Annotated in this window: 16 protein-coding genes and 1 riboswitch; of the genes, 8 read left to right on the top strand and 8 right to left on the bottom strand. The window is 70.2% G+C overall.

Going from position 1 to position 18,925, the window contains the following annotated elements; all coding sequences use genetic code 11:
- Nucleotides 1–24: 24 nt before the first annotated feature.
- From FGD71_RS22505 to FGD71_RS22490, 4 genes are all read right to left on the bottom strand, one after another.
- Entirely contained in the window at nt 25–720 is a 696-nt protein-coding gene (locus tag FGD71_RS22505; RefSeq protein ID WP_119102306.1) for a GntR family transcriptional regulator, read from the bottom strand.
- Between the two features lie 210 nt (nt 721–930).
- Complete coding sequence (locus tag FGD71_RS22500; protein ID WP_119102305.1) at nt 931–1,713, bottom strand: M23 family metallopeptidase; 783 nt, start codon at nt 1,711–1,713, stop codon at nt 931–933.
- Between the two features lie 12 nt (nt 1,714–1,725).
- Nucleotides 1,726–1,884: riboswitch (cyclic di-AMP (ydaO/yuaA leader) on the bottom strand.
- 213 nt (nt 1,885–2,097) lie between these two features.
- Nucleotides 2,098–3,468, bottom strand: coding sequence for a M16 family metallopeptidase (locus FGD71_RS22495; protein ID WP_119102340.1), 1,371 nt, complete (start codon nt 3,466–3,468; stop codon nt 2,098–2,100).
- Between the two features lie 17 nt (nt 3,469–3,485).
- Complete coding sequence (locus tag FGD71_RS22490) at nt 3,486–4,820, bottom strand: M16 family metallopeptidase (protein WP_119102339.1); 1,335 nt, start codon at nt 4,818–4,820, stop codon at nt 3,486–3,488.
- Nucleotides 4,821–5,056: 236 nt separating this feature from the next.
- On the opposite strand from FGD71_RS22490, the gene FGD71_RS22485 reads away from it, so the two are divergent.
- Entirely contained in the window at nt 5,057–7,504 is a 2,448-nt protein-coding gene (locus FGD71_RS22485; RefSeq protein WP_119102304.1) for a DNA gyrase/topoisomerase IV subunit A, read from the top strand.
- A 71-nt stretch (nt 7,505–7,575) separates the two neighbouring features.
- Here FGD71_RS22485 and FGD71_RS22480 read toward each other — a convergent pair whose 3' ends face one another.
- A complete protein-coding gene (locus FGD71_RS22480) occupies nt 7,576–8,682 on the bottom strand; it encodes a CobW family GTP-binding protein (RefSeq protein WP_240436712.1) in 1,107 nt (368 codons plus the stop codon).
- A 356-nt stretch (nt 8,683–9,038) separates the two neighbouring features.
- On the opposite strand from FGD71_RS22480, the gene FGD71_RS22475 reads away from it, so the two are divergent.
- From FGD71_RS22475 to FGD71_RS22465, 3 genes are all read left to right on the top strand, one after another.
- The gene (locus FGD71_RS22475) at nt 9,039–9,590 is read left to right on the top strand and encodes a DUF6082 family protein (RefSeq protein WP_338120074.1); all 552 of its coding nucleotides are present in this window, start codon (nt 9,039–9,041) and stop codon (nt 9,588–9,590) included.
- Between the two features lie 193 nt (nt 9,591–9,783).
- Nucleotides 9,784–10,020 (top strand): hypothetical protein, encoded by a 237-nt coding sequence (locus FGD71_RS22470; RefSeq protein ID WP_119102301.1) that lies wholly within the window; start codon nt 9,784–9,786, stop codon nt 10,018–10,020.
- A gap of 283 nt (nt 10,021–10,303) precedes the next feature.
- Nucleotides 10,304–10,537, top strand: coding sequence for a hypothetical protein (locus tag FGD71_RS22465; RefSeq protein ID WP_119102300.1), 234 nt, complete (start codon nt 10,304–10,306; stop codon nt 10,535–10,537).
- A gap of 34 nt (nt 10,538–10,571) precedes the next feature.
- Here FGD71_RS22465 and FGD71_RS22460 read toward each other — a convergent pair whose 3' ends face one another.
- Nucleotides 10,572–11,735 carry a citrate synthase/methylcitrate synthase gene (locus FGD71_RS22460; protein WP_119102299.1) on the bottom strand — a complete coding sequence of 388 codons (1,164 nt, stop codon included), beginning with the start codon at nt 11,733–11,735 and terminating at the stop codon, nt 10,572–10,574.
- A gap of 110 nt (nt 11,736–11,845) precedes the next feature.
- Here FGD71_RS22460 and FGD71_RS22455 point away from each other — a divergent pair, with 110 nt between their 5' ends.
- The 4 genes from FGD71_RS22455 (at nt 11,846) to FGD71_RS22440 (ending at nt 16,582) form a co-directional block, all read left to right on the top strand.
- Nucleotides 11,846–13,105: a citrate synthase gene (locus FGD71_RS22455; RefSeq protein WP_119102298.1), complete on the top strand. Its 1,260-nt coding sequence runs from the start codon at nt 11,846–11,848 to the stop codon at nt 13,103–13,105.
- Between the two features lie 52 nt (nt 13,106–13,157).
- Nucleotides 13,158–14,108: a ferredoxin family protein gene (locus tag FGD71_RS22450; protein ID WP_119102297.1), complete on the top strand. Its 951-nt coding sequence runs from the start codon at nt 13,158–13,160 to the stop codon at nt 14,106–14,108.
- Between the two features lie 72 nt (nt 14,109–14,180).
- Entirely contained in the window at nt 14,181–15,905 is a 1,725-nt protein-coding gene (locus FGD71_RS22445; RefSeq protein ID WP_119102296.1) for a sensor histidine kinase, read from the top strand.
- Nucleotides 15,902–16,582 carry a response regulator gene (locus FGD71_RS22440; protein WP_119102295.1) on the top strand — a complete coding sequence of 227 codons (681 nt, stop codon included), beginning with the start codon at nt 15,902–15,904 and terminating at the stop codon, nt 16,580–16,582. Before FGD71_RS22445 ends, FGD71_RS22440 begins: the two co-directional genes overlap by 4 nt.
- 109 nt (nt 16,583–16,691) lie before the next feature.
- Here the strand turns inward: FGD71_RS22440 and FGD71_RS22435 are convergent, their stop codons facing one another.
- Nucleotides 16,692–18,284, bottom strand: a complete 1,593-nt coding sequence (locus FGD71_RS22435) for a solute symporter family protein (protein WP_119102338.1) — start codon at nt 18,282–18,284, stop codon at nt 16,692–16,694.
- 20 nt (nt 18,285–18,304) lie between these two features.
- On the bottom strand, nt 18,305–18,868 hold the full coding sequence (locus FGD71_RS22430) for a DUF485 domain-containing protein (RefSeq protein ID WP_119102337.1): 564 nt from the start codon (nt 18,866–18,868) through the stop codon (nt 18,305–18,307).
- Nucleotides 18,869–18,925: the final 57 nt, after the last annotated feature.

Raw genomic sequence — 18,925 nt, 5'->3', positions numbered from 1 at the left:
TCCTCTTTGTATACGGTGCTTGTGTTAATGCCGCAGGCCCGTCACGTTTACGGGATGTTGCGAAGTCCTCACACGCTCCACGCGATCGCCGCGGCCGGGAAAGCGCAGCCGGTGCGTGGTCGCCGCCCGCTCGGTGTGCAGCGCCGTGATCGACCGGGCCCGCTCGCTGTCGCCGCGCGCGACGGCGTCCACGATGCCGCCGTGCTCCGCCCAGGACTCGGCGGGCTGGGCCGACGCCTCGACCGCGTACATCCACGCGATCTTGTGCCGCAGCTGGGTGAGCATCGAGGTCAGCGCGGGGCTGCCCGAGGCCTGGGCGAGCGTCTCGTGGAACCAGCCGCCCAGTGAGCGCAGATCCTCGCTGTGCCCTCTCCTGGCCCGCTCCTGCCCCAGCCTGACCAGGCCGCGCAGCACCTTGAGGTGCGCCTCGGTACGGCGCTGGGCGGCGCGTGCGGCGCCCAGCGGCTCCAGGAGCATGCGCATCTCCAGGAGGTCGGCGGCCTCCTGCTCGGTGGGTTCCGCGACGCACGCGCCCGCGTGCCGACGGGTGACGACGAAGCCCTCGGCCTCCAGAGTGCGCAGCGCCTCACGCACGGGGACGCGCGAGACGCCGTAGCGACGCGCGAGCAGTTCTTCGGTGAGCCGGCTGCCGCGCTCGTAGACACCCGCGACGATGTCGTCACGGATCGCTGTGCATACCGAGTGCGCGGGAATACGCATGACCGGACCTCCGCCTTAATCCCCGCGAAAACGCGGTCGATCGACGCTTGCCCGGTGACTCTATTGCAGAAAGCCGGAAATTCCGACGGCGGACCGGAATCCGTGGGTATTTTTTGGACACACGGTGACTTGGAACGGGCAGTCATCCCGTCATACGCAGGAAAGCCCCGGCTCGGTGAGCCGGGGCTTTCGAGAGCGATGCGGTGGTCGTCAGACGTTCACACCGTGCGAGCGGAGGTAGGCGAGGGGGTCGATGTCCGAGCCGTACTCCGCGGACGTACGCGCCTCGAAGTGGAGGTGCGCCCCCGTGACGTTGCCGGTGGCCCCGGAGAGGGCGATCTGCTGGCCCGGAGTGACCTTCTGGCCGACGGAGACGGAGATGGACGACAGGTGCGCGTACTGGGTGTACGTGCCGTCGTTCATCTTGATGATGACCTGGTTGCCGTACGAGCCCTCCCAACCGGCCTCGACGACGCTGCCGGCGCCCACGGCGTGCACCGCCGTGCCGCTGGCGGCGTGGAAGTCGATGCCGGTGTGGCTGCCGGAGGACCAGAGGGAGCCTCCGCTCTGGTACCCCGTGGAGACGTACGAACCGCTGATCGGCGCCTTGTAGGAGCTGAGGAGCTTGCGCTCGGCCTCGCGGGCCGCGCGCTCCTTGGCCTCGCGTTCCTTCTCGGCCTTCTCCTTGGCCTGCTCCGCGGCCCGCTTCCTGGCGGCCTCCTGGGCGGCCTTCTTGAGAGCCTCGGCCTCCACGGCCGCCTGCTCCTGGGCGGCGGCCTGAGCGTCGAGCTGCTCGGCGACCGAGTCGCGGATGGTGATGGCCTGGGTAAGCCCGGTCTGCTCGGCCGAGGGCTCCTCGGCGGCGAGCGCCGGGGCGGCCAGGGTGCCGATGACACCGGTGGTGGCGAGCGCCGCGACCCCCACGGTCTTCGTGGACGTGCGCTTGGTACGGCTCGGACGACGGTGCTTCCCGGTGGCGCGCGTGAACGCCATGAAGTGGCTGGTCCTTTCCTTCCCTCTCGCCTACCGGGTTAGCTGACGGGTTCGGAGCAGGAAGGTCTCCTACGAGCCCCCTCCAGGAGGGCGCCCGATTCACCCCAGGGACTGCGATGGGTCCCCGGCTCCCCTGGCTCGCGCCGTACGGGGACTCGGCGATGACTGTCCGGTGCCGCGGATGCGACGCACTGCCTGACGAACAGCCGGACCGACGCTAAGCGGGCCGTCGTGCAACCAACAAACGGAACACGGGATTTGTAGCGCATGCCACAGGGCAGACAGGCAACCACCCTGTCAATACGGACAAACTGTCCGACAGGTCCGACAGGCAGGGGCCCTGGAGCCTCTTCGGTCTCCGGGGCCCCACCGTGCCGGCCGGCACTACTCGGCCGCGACAACGCTCACTTCACCGATTCCGAGCGCCTTGACGGGCTCCTCGATCGTCGCGGCGTCCCCCACGAGGACGGTCACCAGACGGTCCATCGGGAAGGCGCTCACGGCGGCCGCGGTGGCCTCCACGGTGCCCGTGGCGGCGAGTTGCTGGTACAGCGTCGCCTGGTAGTCGTCGGGCAGATGCTGCTCGACCTGATCGGCGAGCGTGCCCGCGACGGCGGCCGCGGTCTCGTACTTGAGGGGCGCCACACCCACCAGGTTCTGTACGGCGACGTCGCGCTCGGGGTCCGTCAGACCCTCGGCCGCGAGCGTGCGCAGCACCTTCCAGAGGTCGTCGAGCGCCGGTCCCGTGTTCGGGGTGTCCACGGAGCCGCTGATGGCGAGCATCGCGGCACCGGTGCCGTCCGGTGCGGAGCGCAGCACCTGGCCGAAGGCCCGCACTCCGTAGGTGTATCCCTTCTCCTCGCGCAGGACGCGGTCCAGGCGCGAGGTGAGGGTGCCGCCGAGGCAGTACGTGCCGAGCACCTGGGCGGGCCAGACACGGTCGTGCCGGTCGGCGCCGACGCGGCCGATGAGCAGCTGTGTCTGTACCGCTCCGGGGCGGTCGACGATGATCACGCGGCCGGTGTCGTCGGCGGTCACCGGCGGCACGGGACGCGCCTCGGCCGACGAGCCGGTCCAGGCGCCGAGCGTGTCGCCGAGCAGCGCGCCGAGGTCGACGCCGGTGAGGTCGCCGACGACGACCGCGGTGGCCGTGGCGGGGCGTACGTGCTTCTCGTAGAAGGCGCGCACGGCCGCCGAGTCGATGTTCTCGACCGTCTCCTCGGTGCCCTGGCGCGGGCGCGACATGCGCGAGGCCGCCGGGAAGAGCTGCTTGGAGAGCTCCTTGGCGGCCCGGCGGGCCGGGTTGGCGGTCTCGTGCGGGATCTCGTCGAGCCGGTTGCGGACGAGCCGTTCAATCTCGCTGTCCTCGAAAGCGGGTGCCCTCAGGGCGTCGGCAAGCAGGCCGAGCGCCTTGGGGAGCCTCGAGACGGGGACTTCGAGGCTCAGGCGTACGCCCGGGTGGTCGGCATGCGCGTCGAGCGTGGCGCCGCAGCGCTCCAGCTCGGCGGCGAACTCCTCGGCGGAGTGCTTGTCGGTGCCCTCGGAAAAGGCACGCGCCATGATCGTGGCGACACCGTCCAGGCCCTGCGGCTCGGCCTCCAGCGGTGCGTCCAGGAGGACCTCGACGGCCACGACCTGCTGGCCCGGGCGGTGGCAGCGCAGCACCGTCAGGCCGTTGTCGAGCGAGCCGCGCTCGGGCGCGGGGAAGGCCCAGGGCTTGGGTTCGCCGGCCTGCGGCTGGGGGTGGAAGTCCATGGTCACGGTGACTCCGGTCACTGGGCCGTCTCCTCGTCGTCCTCGTCGGTGGCGATCGGCTCGTACACGAGCACCGCGCGGTTGTCGGGGCGCAGGCGGGCCTTGGCGACCTCCTGGACCTCCTCGGCTGTGACGTCGAGCACGCGCTGGACGGCGGTCAGGGCGAGCTGCGGGTCGCCGAACAGCACCGCGTACCGGCACAGCTCGTCGGCGCGGCCCGCGACCGTACCGAGTCGGTCCAGCCACTCGCGCTCCAACTGGGCCTGGGCGCGCTCCATTTCCTCGGCCGTGGGGCCCTCCTCGGCGAACCGGGCGAGCTCCTCGTCGACGGCGGCCTCGATGACGGGGACCTCGACATCGCCGGAGGTCTTCACGTCGAGCCATCCCAGGGAGGGCGCTCCGGCGAGGCGCAGCAGGCCGAACCCGGCCGCGACGGCGGTGCGGTCACGGCGTACGAGCCGGTTGTAGAGGCGGGACGACTCGCCGCCGCCGAGGACGGTCAGAGCGAGGTCGGCCGCGTCACTCGCGCGCGTGCCGTCCTCCGGCAGCCGGTAGGCGGCCATCAGCGCGCGCGCCGGGACCTCCTCCTCGACGACCTCGCGCAGCTGCTCACCGATGGTGTCCGGCAGGGAACCGTCGCGCGGAGCGGGCTTGCCGTCGTGCCCGGGGATGGAGCCGAAGTACTTCTCGACCCAGGCGAGCGTCGCCTCCGGGTCGATGTCGCCGACGATCGACAGGACGGCGTTGTTCGGCGCGTAGTAGGTGCGGAAGAACGCGCGCGCGTCCTCCAGGGTCGCCGCGTCCAGGTCGGCCATCGACCCGATCGGGGTGTGGTGGTACGGGTGGCCCTCCGGGTACGCGAGAGCGGTCAGCTTCTCGAAAGCGGTGCCGTAGGGGACGTTGTCGTAGCGCTGGCGGCGCTCGTTCTTGACGACGTCCCGCTGGTTCTCCATCGACTCCTCGTCGAGCGCGGCGAGCAGCGAGCCCATGCGGTCGGCCTCCAGCCAGAGGGCGAGCTCCAGCTGGTGGGTGGGCATGGTCTCGAAGTAGTTGGTGCGCTCGAAGCTGGTCGTGCCGTTGAGCGAACCGCCCGCGCCCTGCACGAGCTCGAAGTGGCCGTTGCCCTTCACCTGGCCCGAGCCCTGGAACATCAGGTGCTCGAAGAGGTGGGCAAGTCCGGTACGACCCTTGACCTCGTGGCGCGAGCCGACGTCGTACCAGAGGCACACCGCCGCGACCGGGGTCAGGTGGTCCTCGGAGAGCACCACGCGCAGACCGTTGGCCAGGCGGTGCTCGGTCGCTGTCAGCCCGCCGGAGCCGGCCTCGATGGTGGCCGTGTGACCCATGGGCATGTACATCCCTTCGATCGCGGAAAACTGCCGAATTCCTGCTAGTCATGCCACTGTATGCAAGCGCACCGACAGCTGGCGAAGTTCCCGGAGCGGGTACGCCGAGAGCGAGCGGACCTGGGTCCCCTGGGGCTTCAACAGATGGGTCGTGGTCCGCGTTGTCAGTGGCGCGGTCCACAATGGAGGGCGTCAGATCCCGTTCTTGCCCCGGCAGACACTGTGAAGGAGTCGCAGCAGCGATGGCCCGCCGCAGCACGAAGACCCCGCCGCCCGACGACTTCGAGGAGCGGATCCTCGACATCGACGTCGTCGACGAGATGCAGGGCTCCTTCCTCGAGTACGCGTACTCGGTCATCTATTCCAGGGCCCTGCCGGACGCCCGCGACGGCCTGAAGCCCGTGCACCGCCGCATCGTCTATCAGATGAACGAGATGGGGCTGCGCCCCGAGCGCGGCTATGTGAAGTGCGCCCGCGTCGTCGGCGAGGTCATGGGTAAGCTCCACCCGCACGGCGACGCGTCGATCTACGACGCCCTGGTGCGCCTGGCTCAGCCCTTCTCCATGCGCCTGCCCCTGGTCGACGGCCACGGCAACTTCGGCTCGCTGGGCAATGACGACCCGCCGGCCGCCATGCGGTACACCGAGTGCCGGATGGCCGACGCGACGTCGTTGATGACGGAGTCGATCGACGAGAACACGGTCGACTTCGCCCCGAACTACGACGGCCAGGAGCGGGAGCCGGGCGTCCTCCCGGCCGCGTATCCGAACCTGCTGGTGAACGGCGCGCAGGGCATCGCCGTCGGCATGGCCACGAACATGCCGCCGCACAACCTCGGAGAGGTCATCGCGGCTGCCCGCCACCTGATCCGCCACCCGGGAGCCGATCTCGAAACGCTGATGAAGCACGTCCCGGGGCCCGACCTGCCCACCGGCGGCCGCATCGTCGGCCTCTCCGGGATCAGGGACGCCTATGAGTCCGGCCGCGGCAGCTTCAAGATCCGCGCGACGGTCTCCGTGGAGAACGTGACGGCGCGCCGCAAGGGCATCGTCGTCACCGAGCTGCCCTTCACGGTGGGCCCGGAGAAGGTGATCGCCAAGATCAAGGACCTGGTCGGCGCCAAAAAGCTTCAGGGCATCGCCGACGTCAAGGACCTCACGGACCGCACGCACGGCCTGCGTCTGGTCATCGAGATCAAGAACGGTTTCGTGCCGGAGGCCGTCCTGGAGCAGCTCTACAAGCTGACGCCGATGGAGGAGTCCTTCGGCATCAACAACGTCGCGCTGGTGGACGGCCAGCCGCTCACCCTCGGCTTCAAGGAGCTCCTGGAGGTCTACCTCGACCACCGCTTCGAGGTGGTACGCCGCCGCAGTGAGTTCCGCCGCGGCAAGAAGCGCGACCGGCTGCATCTGGTCGAGGGTCTGCTGGTCGCCCTCCTGGACATCGACGAGGTCATCCGCCTCATCCGCTCCAGCGAGAACTCCGCGCAGGCCAAGGAGCGCCTGATGGAGCGCTTCTCACTGAGCGAGATCCAGACGCAGTACATCCTGGACACCCCGCTGCGCCGTCTCACCAAGTTCGACCGCATCGAGCTGGAGTCGGAGCGTGACCGGCTCCATCGCGAGATCGACGAGCTGACCGCCATCCTGGAGTCGGACGCGGAGCTGCGCAAGCTGGTGTCGGGCGAACTGGCCGCGGTGGCCAAGAAGTTCGGCACCCCGCGGCGCACGGTGCTGCTGGAGTCCTCCGGTGCGCCCGCCGCGGTGCCGCTGCAGGTGGCCGACGACCCGTGCCGGGTGCTGCTGTCGTCGACGGAGCTTCTCGCGCGTACGGCGAACGGTGACCCCTTCGGGGACAGCGACGCCAAGCGCGTCAAGCACGATCTGATCGTCTCCGCCGTACCGGCGACGGCCCAGGGCGAGGTGGGCGCGGTCACGTCGACAGGACGACTGCTGCGGATCAATGTCATCGACCTCCCCCAGCTGCCCGAGACGGCCGCGGCGCCCACCCTCTCCGGGGGCGCTCCGATCTCGGAGTTCCTCACCCTGGACGCCGACGAGAAGGTGATCTGTCTGACGACCCTCGACGAGTCGTCGCCGGGCCTCGCACTCGGCACACAGCAGGGTGTCGTCAAGCGTGTGGTGCCCGACTACCCCTCCAACAGGGAGGAGCTGGAGGTCATCACGCTCAAGGAGGGCGACCGGATCGTCGGCGCGGCCGAGCTGCGCACGGGCGAGGAGGACCTCGTCTTCATCACCGACGACGCCCAACTGCTGCGCTACCAGGCTTCCCTGGTCCGCCCGCAGGGCCGGCCCGCGGGCGGTATGACGGGCATCAAGCTGACCGAAGGGGCCAAGGTGATCTCCTTCACCGTCGTCGACCCGGCCGTGGAGGCCGTCGTCTTCACGGTGGCGGGCTCGCGCGGCACGCTCGACGACTCGGTGCAGACGACCGCCAAGCTGACGCCCTTCGACCAGTACCCGCGCAAGGGCCGCGCCACGGGCGGGGTGCGCTGCCAGCGGTTCCTGAAGGGCGAGGACTGCCTGAGCCTGGCCTGGGCCGGTCCGACCCCTGCACGGGCCGCGCAGAAGAACGGCACGCCGGCCGAGCTGCCGGAGATGGACCCGCGCCGCGACGGCTCGGGCGTCTCGTTGCCGAAGACGGTGTCGGTGGTGGCGGGGCCGGTGTGATCAGTCCGGGGAGACGGGTGCAGTCACCTGGGGTGCCGGTGTAGTGAGGCCTCGGTGATCCGTTCCGTGGCTCACGGGCTGTGTTCCGTGGCCTGCGGGCTGTGTTCCGTGGCCTGCGGGTCTTGCTCCTGTACATAGCGCAGGACGCCCCACATGCTGTGCTCGTCGGCGTGTGGGGCGTCCTCTTTGCACGCCTCCAGTTCCTTGCCGAGGGCCGGGGTGTCGATGCCGGAGCCGATGAGGACGAGCTGGGTGAGGCGCTCGCCCGGGGGCCAGGGCTCCGGGTAGAAGCGCAGGAAGCGCCCCACGGCGTGCACGGCGTACCGGTTACGGGTGTCGGCGGCACCGAAGTCGACGTACCCCTTGATGCGGTAGAGGCCCTCGGGCCTGCTGTCGAGGAAGTCCATCAACCGGCGGGGGCTGAGGGGCACTTCGGAAGTGAAATCGACGGACTCGTAGGCGGAGTGCAGGTGTCCGGCGTGACGGTCGCCGTGCTCATAACCGGACCCATGTCCGTGCTCGTCAGCGTCGTCATGGAGGTCGTCGAAGGACAGCTGCCCGATCCGCTCCCTGGATGGTTTGCAGTCGAAGAGGAGCTCGGGGTCGATCCGCCCGTACACGGCGGAGACGACGGCGGCGCGGTCGGTGAGTGTCCGGACGAGACGGAGCACCCGCTCGGGATCCTCGGCCCGGTCCTCCTTGTTGACGACCACGAGGTCGGCGAGGGCGAGGTGGCGGTCGATCTCGGGATGCTTCTCCCGGGTGTCGTCGAACTCGGCGGCGTCGACGACCTCGACGAGTCCGCCATAGACGACGCGCGGGTTCTCGCTGGCAAGGAGCATCCGTACGAGCTCCTGCGGTTCGGCGAGGCCGCTCGCCTCGATGACGATGACGTCGATGCCGGCGGAGGGGTGGGCGAGCCGATCCAGATAGTCGTCGAGTTCACTGGCGTCGACGGCGCAGCACAGGCAGCCGTTCCCGAGAGAGACGGTGGAGTCGCCGAGGGCGCCGGCGACCGCCATCGCGTCGATCTCGATCGCGCCGAAGTCATTGACGACGGCCCCGATACGGCTGCCTCCGCTGCGGTGCAGAAGGTGGTTCAGCAAGGTGGTCTTACCGGAGCCCAGGAAGCCGGCAAGGACGACGACCGGGATCTGCTGGGGGCTCGCTGGACTCAACGCGCGACCTCTCTCACACCGATGCGTGCACCGGCTCGTGAACCGGCGCTCGTTACGAGGAATGAATGCCGACTCAGGATACGAGCCGGTGGAAACCCCGCGAAGTGAACGATTGTTAGCGGCGCTCACGGGGCACACGTTGGGCATGGCGCCAGGAAACGTGACCCGCGCTTCCCTCTGTGCGCCCTCCTCGCCGCCTCCCAGCCGATCAGAGCCGCTCGGCACTCTGGAAGGCGGCAAGCGTGCGCCGCCCATCGCTCGCCGGTCCGCTCCCTGTCGACCCGCACCCGACGACCGGCGGACGGTCGCCTGATCCGGGGGTTGACATGGTCACACAGAATCACGGGGTACGTGGGTTGAGCGCCGCAGCCGCGGTGCTCGCGCTGACGGCCGCCGGTGCCGTCGCCGCCCTGGCCGCACAGCGCCGCGCCCTGGAGGGCCAGTTCCGCGACTACGCGGACCTGCTGCTGCGCATGGAGACCCTCGATGAAGAGCGCCGGCGCGAATCCCGGCGGGCCGAGCTCATCGAGTACCAGCGGGATCATCGAAACCTGCTGATGAAGGCGATTCACGACCCGAGTCTGCTCCCGGTGGTGGACACCTACGACCGCGAGTTGCCGCCGGAGACGCAGCGCCAGTACCTCTTCGCCAACGCCCTCTACGTTCACGCCCTGCACGGTTACCGGATCGGCGTCCTCACCCTCCCCGAGCTGCGCGGTCACATACGGGGGATATTCCAGAGCACCAAGGTCCGCGAGTACTGGGACGCCACCCGGCACCACAGGGCGAGCCTGCGGGAGGGTTCCGAAGAGGCTCAAATCGGAGCAATGGTGGATGAGTTGCTGCAGGAGCTGGACGAAGCCGAAACCGACGAATGGTGGGTCGTCGGCGAGACGCCAGACGAGTGAGGTCACGGAATCACTCACACGGAGCCCGTCCCGCCACACCACCGGTCGCCACAGGCGCTAGGTTGTCCCCGCCTGCCCGGAGCACACCCGCCGTCACAGCAGGCGTCATGCGTCTTCGCCTGCCTCGGCCACACCCCCGGTCTCGGCAGGCGATGTCAACACTGCCAGCCACCACCCAAGGACCGGGATCCACTTGAAGATCGTGCGCCGTATCGGTGCGTCTCCCCGCGAGAGAGGAAGTGTGTCGGGCCAGACCTGCCCCGACATCTTCGAACTGCAGGACGGACGTTTTGCAGTGATCGGCACCGACAGTACGGAACAGCTCGATGCCGAGCTGCCCTCCGACGCCGCCCGTGCCGACTACGAGCGGATCGTAGTGATCAGCCGAGAGACGCTCATCCGCGCAAAAGCCGATATTCCGGACGCATAGTGGCCGCCCTCGGATCGGGCCTCGCCTGAGATCCGATCCGAGGCTTTGTACCGGCGGCACGAGGCAGGCGTCGATTCATCCCGAGGGATGAGCCGCCCACGGTTCACCACCGCCTGCGGGCAAACCGGTACTGCGCGCCACCACCAGTTCCCCCTCCGGCATGAGGAAGGGGAGCCCCCTGGTTGCGACACCCTGTGCTTTGGCGGGCGACGGGTGACGCGGAGGGACTCCCCTTCAGTCAGACCGGCCACATCCCCGTGAACAGCCCGTTCAAGGAGTTTGCATGCCCAACCCGACGACGCACGACGGTAGCGCACGAGAGCCCGGAGAACAGCAGCCATCCAGGCGTATCTTCCAGCTCCTCCCGGGCCTCATCGCCCTGCTGGCAGCGATCGGCATCATCCTGCTGATCATCACTGGCCAGACCGACCACGTGACCGCCGTGGCCACTTTCGGTGGCAGCGTCTTTCTTGCCGACGCGGTGGCCAATGTCACGATCAATGTGATCCGTCGCTGATCTGCCGGACCTGAGCGTCTGCGCTCCGAGACCGTTACCAGCCAGGCACGGGCTGGGGCGCAGGCGCTCCCACATACCGGGCCCCCGGACGGATGATCTTCGAATCCTCCGCCTGTTCCAGGATGTTGGCACTCCAGCCGACGACGCGGGCCGTGGCGAAGGTGGGCGTGAACATCTCGCGGGGCAGGCCGCACAGCTCCATGACGACGCCCGCGTAGAACTCGACGTTGGCGTGCAGTTCACGACCGGGCTTGAGCTCCGCGAGGATCGCCTCCACACGGCGCTCGACTTCGACGGCGAGGTCGACGCGGGGGCCGCCGAACCGCTGGGCGATACCGCGGAGCATGCGGGAGCGCGGGTCCTCGGTGCGGTAGACGGCGTGACCGAAGCCCATGATGCGGTCGCCCGCCAGGACGCGTCCGCGCACCCAGGAATCGATCCGGTCGGGCGTACCGATCGCATCCAGGGTGTCCAGGGCCCGGCTCGGGGCGCCGCCGTGCAGCGGTCCGGACAGGGCCCCCACCGCACCCACAAGGCAGGCCGCCACATCCGCTCCTGTCGACGTGATCACCCGGGCAGTGAATGTTGATGCATTGAATCCATGGTCAATGGTCGAGATCAAGTACTGCTCGACGGCCCGGGCGTGCTCCGGGTCCGGCTCCGAACCGGTCAGCATGTAGAGATAGTTGGCGGCATGGGGCAGATCCTCGCGTGGCTCGACGGGCTCGAGACCACGGCCGAGCCGGTGAAGCGCCGTCAGCAGCGTCGGTACGGCGGCCGCCATGGCGAGCGTGTCCGCGCGACGCCGGTCCGCGGCGATGTCGTACACCGGCCGGAACCCGAGCGCGGCGCCGAGCAGCGACAGCGCGGTCCGCATCCCGGCCAGCGGCCCGGAACGCCCGCTCGCCGCCGCGATCGCGGGCAGCACCGCCCGCACCTCGTCGGGCAGCCGCCGCATGGCCGCCGTCCGCGCCACGAAGGCGGAGCGCTGTGCCGCGTCCGGCAGTTCACCGTGGACCAGCAGGTGCCACACGTCCTCGAAGCCGCGTGACTGCGCGAGGTCGACGGCGGAGTACTGGCGATAGTGATAGAAGCCCTCGAACCCCCTGACGTCACCCAGCACGGTGTCGGTGACGACGACGCCCGCGAGTCCTCGCGGCACGTCGACGGAGGCGGTCGCGGCCTGGTTGATCGACATGTTTCCTCCCTGGACTTGATTCGACTGTCCATGCTTGACTTAATTTCTGTCAATATTGATTCGATCAACCATCGGTCAGCCAGAACCCCACCGCGGATACGGTGACGCACATGAGAGATCAAGAACCGGCCCCCGGACAGGAAGGCCGGCGGATCAGCACCACGGAGACCGCCGACCTGCTCGGTGTGAAGCCCGAGACCGTGTACGCGTATGTGAGCCGCGGACAGCTCAGTAGCCGACGCGATCCTGGTGGCCGCGGCAGCACCTTCGACGCCAAGGAGGTGGAGGCGCTCGCGCGACGCAACAGGCGGGGCCCGAGCGAGGGTTCACCGGGCGCGGGCAAGCTCTCCCTCCGCACCCGCATCACCCTGATCGACAAGGACCGCTACTACTTCCGGGGCGTCGACGCGACCGAACTGGCCGCGCGCCACTCCTACGAAGAGGTCGCCGAATGGCTGTGGACGGGCACGATGCGCCGGGGGGTGTCCTTCACCGCCCCGGAGGCGTCCGTCGCCGTCGCCCGCCGCGCCGTCGACGCGCTGCCCGAGCACACGAGTCCGACAGACCGGCTCCGCGTGGCGACCATCGCCGCGGCGAACGTGGACCCCCTGCGCTTCGACCTCGCCGAGGAGTCGGTGCTCGGCACCGCGCGCACCCTCATCCCCACGCTCGTCGCCGCCCTCCCGCCCCGGCGCGGCGACCATCGGGACGGAGGTCCGCTGGCGCACCGCCTGTGGGCGCGGCTCAGCGCCAGACAAGCCGACGACGCCTCACTGCGGGCCCTGGACACCGCGCTTGCCCTGCTCGTGGACCACGACCTGGCCGCCTCGACCCTCGCGGTCCGCGTCGCCGCGTCGGCCCGCGCACACGCGTACGCCGCCGTCTCGGCGGGCCTGGGCGTCCTGGAAGGCCCACTGCACGGAGCGGCCGGCGGACTCGCGCACCGGCTGCTCCTGGACGTACTGGACCGGGGCTCAGCGGCGCCGGTCGTCGCGGACGAACTGCGCGCCGGACGCCGCATCCCGGGACTCGGCCACACCCTCTACCCGGCCGAGGACCCACGTGCGCGTGCGCTGTTCGCCCTCCTGGAGGACGTCCCCGGGGCAGAGCCCGCCCTGGCGGCGGCTCACGACATCGTCGCCACCACCGCCCGCCACGCCCCTCTGCACGCCAACGTCGACCTGGCCCTCGCCGTCCTCACAACCGCGTCCGGCATGCACGCGTCCGCGAGCGAGACGGTCTTCGCCGTCGCCCGCACGGCGGGCTGGATCGCCCACATCCTGGAGGAGTACGAGGAGGCTCCGATGCGTATGCGTCCGAGCGGGCAGTACGCGGGGCCGCGGCCACCTCAGCCACTTCCGAACCACTGACAACAGGAGCACCGGAAGTCACTCCAGCCCAACTCAGGTTAGGCTCACCTATGTGAGTACGTGCACGAAGGCCTCCTGGGATCTGGACGAGCCCCTCGCGGGGACCGCCGCCACCGCGAGGACGTGGCTGCTGCTGGAGCAGCCCGGCCCGTGGGGTGCCTCCGCGCTGACCTCGAGCCATCTGGACCCCGCACTCGGTCGCGCCCTTGAGAAGGCCGTGGAGAACACCGGCGTGCGCATCGCCCTGATCCGCCGGCCGGGACGGCACGCCGACTGCCGCACCATCACCGAGCGCCAGGTGTACGCGGCCCACACCGCTCCCGGAAACACATGGCTCCGCAGCGCCACCACGGCGGCCCCCGAGCAACTGCTCGAGCTCGACCTCGCCGCGCTCGGCGCGGGCATGCCCCGGACCTTCGACGAGGTTCTCGACGGCCGCCCCCACGCCGGCGATCCGCTCGCCCTCGTCTGCACCAACGGCAAACGCGACCGCTGCTGCGCCCTCCTAGGCCGCCCTCTCGCGGCCGAACTCGCCGCCTCCGGAATGGACGGCGTGTGGGAGGTCACCCACCTGGGGGGACATCGCTTCTCGCCGACGCTTCTCGTACTGCCGTTCGGATACGCGTACGGGCGTGCCGAGGCCCACGCCGTCAAGGAGATCCTCCAAGGCGTCCGGGAAGGGCGTGTGGTCACCGAAGGGTGCCGAGGGAGCTCCGCCTGGGAGCGCCCCGGACAGGCCGCCGAGCTGGCGGTGCGCAGGGCGACGGGCGAGGATGCGGCGGACGCGCTGACCGTCGTCCGCACGGACGGCGTGGCACCGCGCTGGGAGGTGACCGTCGCTCACACCGACGGCCGTGTCTGGCAGGTCACGGTCGCCCAGGGCGCGGCGCTGCCGCCCCGGCCGGAGAGCTGCGGATCGCCCCTCGGCTCCCCGGCCCGGATGGACGTGTCGGCGGTACGCGAACTGCTCCCCGCAGCCCTGGCGAGCCTCGTACCCTCCTGATCCCCCTTCACCACACGAGATCCACGCCACACCCCTACGGCACGGCGCGCCTGCGGCCGTACCGTCATAGGCATGAGCCCCACTCCCCCTGCACGACGAATCCGCCTCGGCATGCCGAGGCGGATGTTCTCGCAGGTGCTGCTGATGCAGCTGGCGATCGCGGCCGGAGTCGTCGTCCTCGCGACCGGTCTGTTCCTCGCACCGCTCAGCGACCAGCTGGACGACCAGGCGATGCGCCGCGCGCTCGCGATCGCGCAGACCACGGCGGCGCAGCCGCAGCTCGCCGAGGAGCTCATGTCCACGCGCCCCTCCGCCGACGGGCCCGTGCAGGCGGAGGCGGAACGGATCCGCAAGGCCAGTGGAGCCGAGTACGTCGTGGTGATGAACATGGACGGCGTGCGCTGGTCGCACACCGACCCCACCCGGATAGGCGGCGAGGTCTCGACGGACCCGCGCCAGGCCCTGGCCGGCCGCGAGGTCATGGAGATCGACAGCGGCACATTGGGCCGCGCGGCCCGCGGCAAGGTGCCGTTGCGCGACTCCGAGGGCGACATCGTCGGCGCGGTCTCCGTCGGCATCGAATACGACAGCGTGCGCGCCCGGCTGATCCACGCGATCCCGGGCCTCTTCGCGTACGCGGGCGGCGCCCTGGCCGTCGGCGCGCTGGCCGCGTATCTGATTTCCAGGCGGGTCCACCGGCAGACTCGCGACCTGGCGTTCTCCGACATCGCGGCGCTCCTCGCCGAACGCGAGGCGATGCTGCACGGCATCAGGGAGGGCGTCGTCGCGCTGGACCGCGGTGGCAGGATCCGGCTCCTCAACGACGAGGCGAGACGCCTGCTGGGCATCGGCGACGAGGCCGTGGGACAGCCGCTCGACGAAGCCCTCGGAAAGGGGCGTACGACCGACGTGCTGGCCGGGCACGTGACCGGCACCGATCTGCTCACCGTCCGTGGTCAACGCGTCCTGGTGGCCAACCGCATGCCCACCGACGACGGCGGCGCCGTGGCCACACTGCGCGACCGCACGGAACTGGAGCAGCTCGGCCGTGAACTCGACTCCACCCGCGGCCTGATCGACGCCCTGCGCGCCCAGGACCACGAGCACGCCAACCGTATGCACACACTCCTGGGTTTGCTGGAACTCGAGATGTACGACGACGCCGTGGAGTTCGTCGGCGAGGTGGTCGGCGACCACAGGGCCACCGCGGAGCAGGTCACCGAGAAGATCCACGACCCGCTGCTCGCCGCCCTGCTGGTGGGCAAGGCGACCGTCGCGGCTGAGCGCGGGGTGGCCCTGTGGATCTCGGACAGGACACTGTTTCCCGACCGGCTGATCGACCCCCGGGGTCTGGTCACCATCGTGGGGAACCTCGTCGACAACGCGCTCGACGCCGTCGCGGGCGACCTCCACGCGCGCGTGGAGGTCGAGTTGCGCGCGGAGGGACGTACGGCAGTGCTCAGGGTGCGGGACACCGGCCCCGGAGTCCCCGCCGACCAGCGCGAGTTGATCTTCACGGAGGGCTGGTCCACCAAGAAGCCTCCGGCGCACGGCAAGCGCGGGATCGGCCTCTCCCTGGTACGAAGGCTCGCCGAGCGGCAGGGTGGCAGCGCGCGCGTCGACCAGGCGGGCGGCGGGGGCGCGGAGTTCACCATCGTGCTGCCGGAGGCGCTGGCGGAGCCGGATCTCGCATCAGGGCCCGGGCCCGCACAGGGAGCACGCACCGCAGCCGAGCCCGGTCCCTCCCGGAAAGCCGCCGCCGCGGGCACCACGACCACCAAGGAGGAGCCGCGATGATCGAGGTACTGGTCGTGGACGACGACACCCGGGTCGCTCGGGTCAACGCCGCGTACGTGCAGAAGGTCGCGGGCTTCCATGTCGCGGGCGAGGCGCACTCCGCGGCGGAGGCGCTGCGGCAGATGGAGACCCTGCCCCGCCTGGACCTGGTACTGCTCGACCACTATCTGCCCGACAAGACGGGCCTCGCGGTGGTCCAGGAGATGCGCCGTCGCGGCCATCAGACCGACGTGATCATGGTGACCGCGGCGCGTGACGTGTCGACGGTCCAGGCGGCGATGCGGCACGGAGCACTCCAGTACCTGGTCAAACCGTTCGCCTTCGCCGGACTGCGCGCCAAGCTGGAGGCCTATGCGGCGCTGCGCCGCACGCTGGACGGCGGCGGTGAGGCCGAACAGGTCGAGGTCGACCGGATCTTCGGCGCCCTCTCGGCGGGTTCCGAGCCGGACCTGCCCAAGGGCCACTCCCCCACCACCGCGGAGGCAGTGCGCCGGGCGCTGGTGAACGCCGAAGGCCCTCTGTCGGCCCAGGAGATCGCGGACCGGACCGGGCTCAGCCGGCAGACCGCCCAGCGTTATCTGAAGCTCCTGGAGCGCACGGGACGGGCCACACTGTCACTCAAATACGGCGATGCGGGCCGCCCGGAGCATCGCTACGTCTGGGCGACCCGCACCTGAGGCGACTGGCGTCGTTGTCCGCGCAGGGGCGGGCGGCGTACGCGTACGAGGACGGCTCTGGCCGTGCCGTTGGACGCGCCGGGCCGCGTACGGGCGTACGCGCGCGTCCTCAGACCGCCCCCGCCCCCGTGAGCGACCGCACCTCGGTCTCCGCGTGCTTCGCCTCGTCCGGTGTCTCCGCCGAGGTGACGGTGCCGAGCCAGCCCGCGAGGAAGCCCAGCGGGATCGAGACCAGGCCGGGGTTCTGCAGCGGGAAGTACTGGAAGTCGGCGGCCGGGAACAGCGATTCGGGGCTTCCGGACACCACGGGCGACAGCACCACGAGCACCACCGCGGGCACCAGTCCCCCGTACACGGCCCACACCGCGCCACGCGTCGTGAAGCTCCGCCAGAACAGCGAGTACAGCAGCACGGGCAGATTGGCCGACGCGGCGACGGCGAAGGCGAGGCCCACCAGGAACGCCACGTTCAGGTCGCGGGCGAGCAGGCCGAGAGCGATGGCGACCACTCCGATGCCGACCGCGGCGACGCGCGCGACGGACACCTCGCTGCGCGGCTTCGTCCGCCGGCGCCGCAGCGACGCATACAGGTCGTGGGCCACGGACGCCGACGAGGCGAGCGTGATCCCGGCGACCACGGCCAGGATGGTGGCGAAGGCGATCGCGGCGACGATCGCGAACAGGACCGTTCCGCCGGTCGACGCCGCGCCGCCGCCTACTTCCAGCGCCAGCAGCGGCACCGCCGTGTTCCCGGCCGCGTTCGACCCGCGTACGGCGTCGGGGCCGACGATCGCGGCCGCGCCGAACCCCAGCACGATCGTCATCACGTAGAAGCCGCCGATCAGACCGATCGACCAGACGACCGAGCGACGGGCGGCCCGCGCGGTCGGGACGGTGTAGAAGCGCGACAGGATGTGCGGCAGACCGGCCGTGCCGAGCACCAGCGCAAGGCCCAGGCTGATGAAGTCGAAACGCGCGGTCCAGTCCCCGCCGTACTTCAGGCCGGGCGCGAGGAACGCGTCACCGTGCCCGCTGCGCTCCGCCGCCGTACGCAGCAACTGGTCGAAGTCCCCCTGGAACCGCACCAGCACGAGCACGGTCAGGGCGATCGCCCCGCCCATCAGCAGGACCGCCTTGACGATCTGGATCCACGTGGTGGCCCGCATCCCTCCCAACGACACATACAGGACCATGAGCGCACCTACGCCGATGACCGTCCAGGCCTGCGCCGCCTCGCTCGTACCCCCCAGCAGGAGCGCGACCAGGCTGCCCGCGCCCACCATCTGCGCCACCAGGTACAGAACGGACACCGTCACCGAGGAAGTTCCCGCCGCGATCCGCACCGGCCGCTCTCTCATCCGCGCCGCGACCACGTCGGCGAGTGTGAACCGCCCGCAGTTGCGCACCAGTTCGGCGACCAGGAACAGCACGACGAGCCAGGCGACGAGGAAGCCCACCGAATACAGCAACCCGTCGTAGCCGAAGAGCGCGATGAGCCCCGAGATACCGAGGAAGGAGGCCGCCGACATGTAGTCGCCCGCGATGGCAAAACCATTCTCCATGGGCGAGAAGAGCCGGCCGCCCGCGTAGAACTCCTCCGCCGAACCACGTCGTTTGCGGCTCGCCCAAGTGGTGATCGCCAGGGTGACGGCGACGAACGCGCTGAACAGCAGCAGCGCCAGGGTCTGATGGCCGCCCGGCACCAGCGTCTGATGGTTGCCCGTCACCGCTCACCGCCTCTGACGCTGCGCGTCAACTCCTGTGTGTCCCAGCGCAGATCCAGCGCGGCCCGGTCCCTGCGCAGCCGTGCGTGGCGCGCGTACGCCCAGGTGAACAGGAACGTGGTGAGGAACTGCCCCAGCCCCGCGATCATCGCCACGTTCACGGAGCCGGCGAGAGGTCGCGCCATGAAACCGGGCGCTGTCGTCGCGGTCACCACATAGCCGACGTACCAGGTGAAGAAGATGGCGACGGCCGGGACAACGAATCTTCGGTACCGGCCGCGCACCTCCTGGAAGGCCGCACTGCGCTGCACCTCCAGATAGATGTCGGCCGGGCGCGCGGTACGGCCCTCGTGCTCGCCGCGCGCGGGCGGCGCGAGGGGAGCGGGCGCGCCCGTGCCGTCCAACTCACCCCAGCCGGAGGCGAACGCGTCGTACCAGGGGTCGTCGAACGGCACCTGCCTGGCCCCCGCGTCCACGGGGGCAGGGTCACGACCTGCGTGGTTCTCCACCGAACTCTCAGGTCGGTCCCCGCGTCGGCGGGGACGACCGGTGCTTGACTGCATGCCCAAGGATGGACAGAACGGGAAGAGCCCTGACTCTTCTCTCCACGCTCTTCACCC

Source organism: Streptomyces sporangiiformans (assembly GCF_005768555.2).
GTDB lineage: Bacteria > Actinomycetota > Actinomycetes > Streptomycetales > Streptomycetaceae > Streptomyces > Streptomyces sporangiiformans.
This window is presented reverse-complemented; position numbering and strand designations above follow the sequence as displayed.

Bases quoted from the DNA above. Each gene is read 5' to 3' on its own strand.
- FGD71_RS22495 (WP_119102340.1), bottom strand. From the start codon at position 3,468: ATGGACTTCCACCCCCAGCCGCAGGCCGGCGAACCCAAGCCCTGGGCC.
- FGD71_RS22455 (WP_119102298.1), top strand. From the start codon at position 11,846: ATGAGAGATCAAGAACCGGCCCCCGGACAGGAAGGCCGGCGGATCAGC.
- FGD71_RS22440 (WP_119102295.1), top strand. From the start codon at position 15,902: ATGATCGAGGTACTGGTCGTGGACGACGACACCCGGGTCGCTCGGGTC.
- FGD71_RS22500 (WP_119102305.1), bottom strand. From the start codon at position 1,713: ATGGCGTTCACGCGCGCCACCGGGAAGCACCGTCGTCCGAGCCGTACC.
- FGD71_RS22490 (WP_119102339.1), bottom strand. From the start codon at position 4,820: ATGCCCATGGGTCACACGGCCACCATCGAGGCCGGCTCCGGCGGGCTG.
- FGD71_RS22460 (WP_119102299.1), bottom strand. From the start codon at position 11,735: ATGTCGATCAACCAGGCCGCGACCGCCTCCGTCGACGTGCCGCGAGGA.
- FGD71_RS22465 (WP_119102300.1), top strand. From the start codon at position 10,304: ATGCCCAACCCGACGACGCACGACGGTAGCGCACGAGAGCCCGGAGAA.
- FGD71_RS22485 (WP_119102304.1), top strand. From the start codon at position 5,057: ATGGCCCGCCGCAGCACGAAGACCCCGCCGCCCGACGACTTCGAGGAG.
- FGD71_RS22430 (WP_119102337.1), bottom strand. From the start codon at position 18,868: ATGCAGTCAAGCACCGGTCGTCCCCGCCGACGCGGGGACCGACCTGAG.
- FGD71_RS22505 (WP_119102306.1), bottom strand. From the start codon at position 720: ATGCGTATTCCCGCGCACTCGGTATGCACAGCGATCCGTGACGACATC.
- FGD71_RS22445 (WP_119102296.1), top strand. From the start codon at position 14,181: ATGAGCCCCACTCCCCCTGCACGACGAATCCGCCTCGGCATGCCGAGG.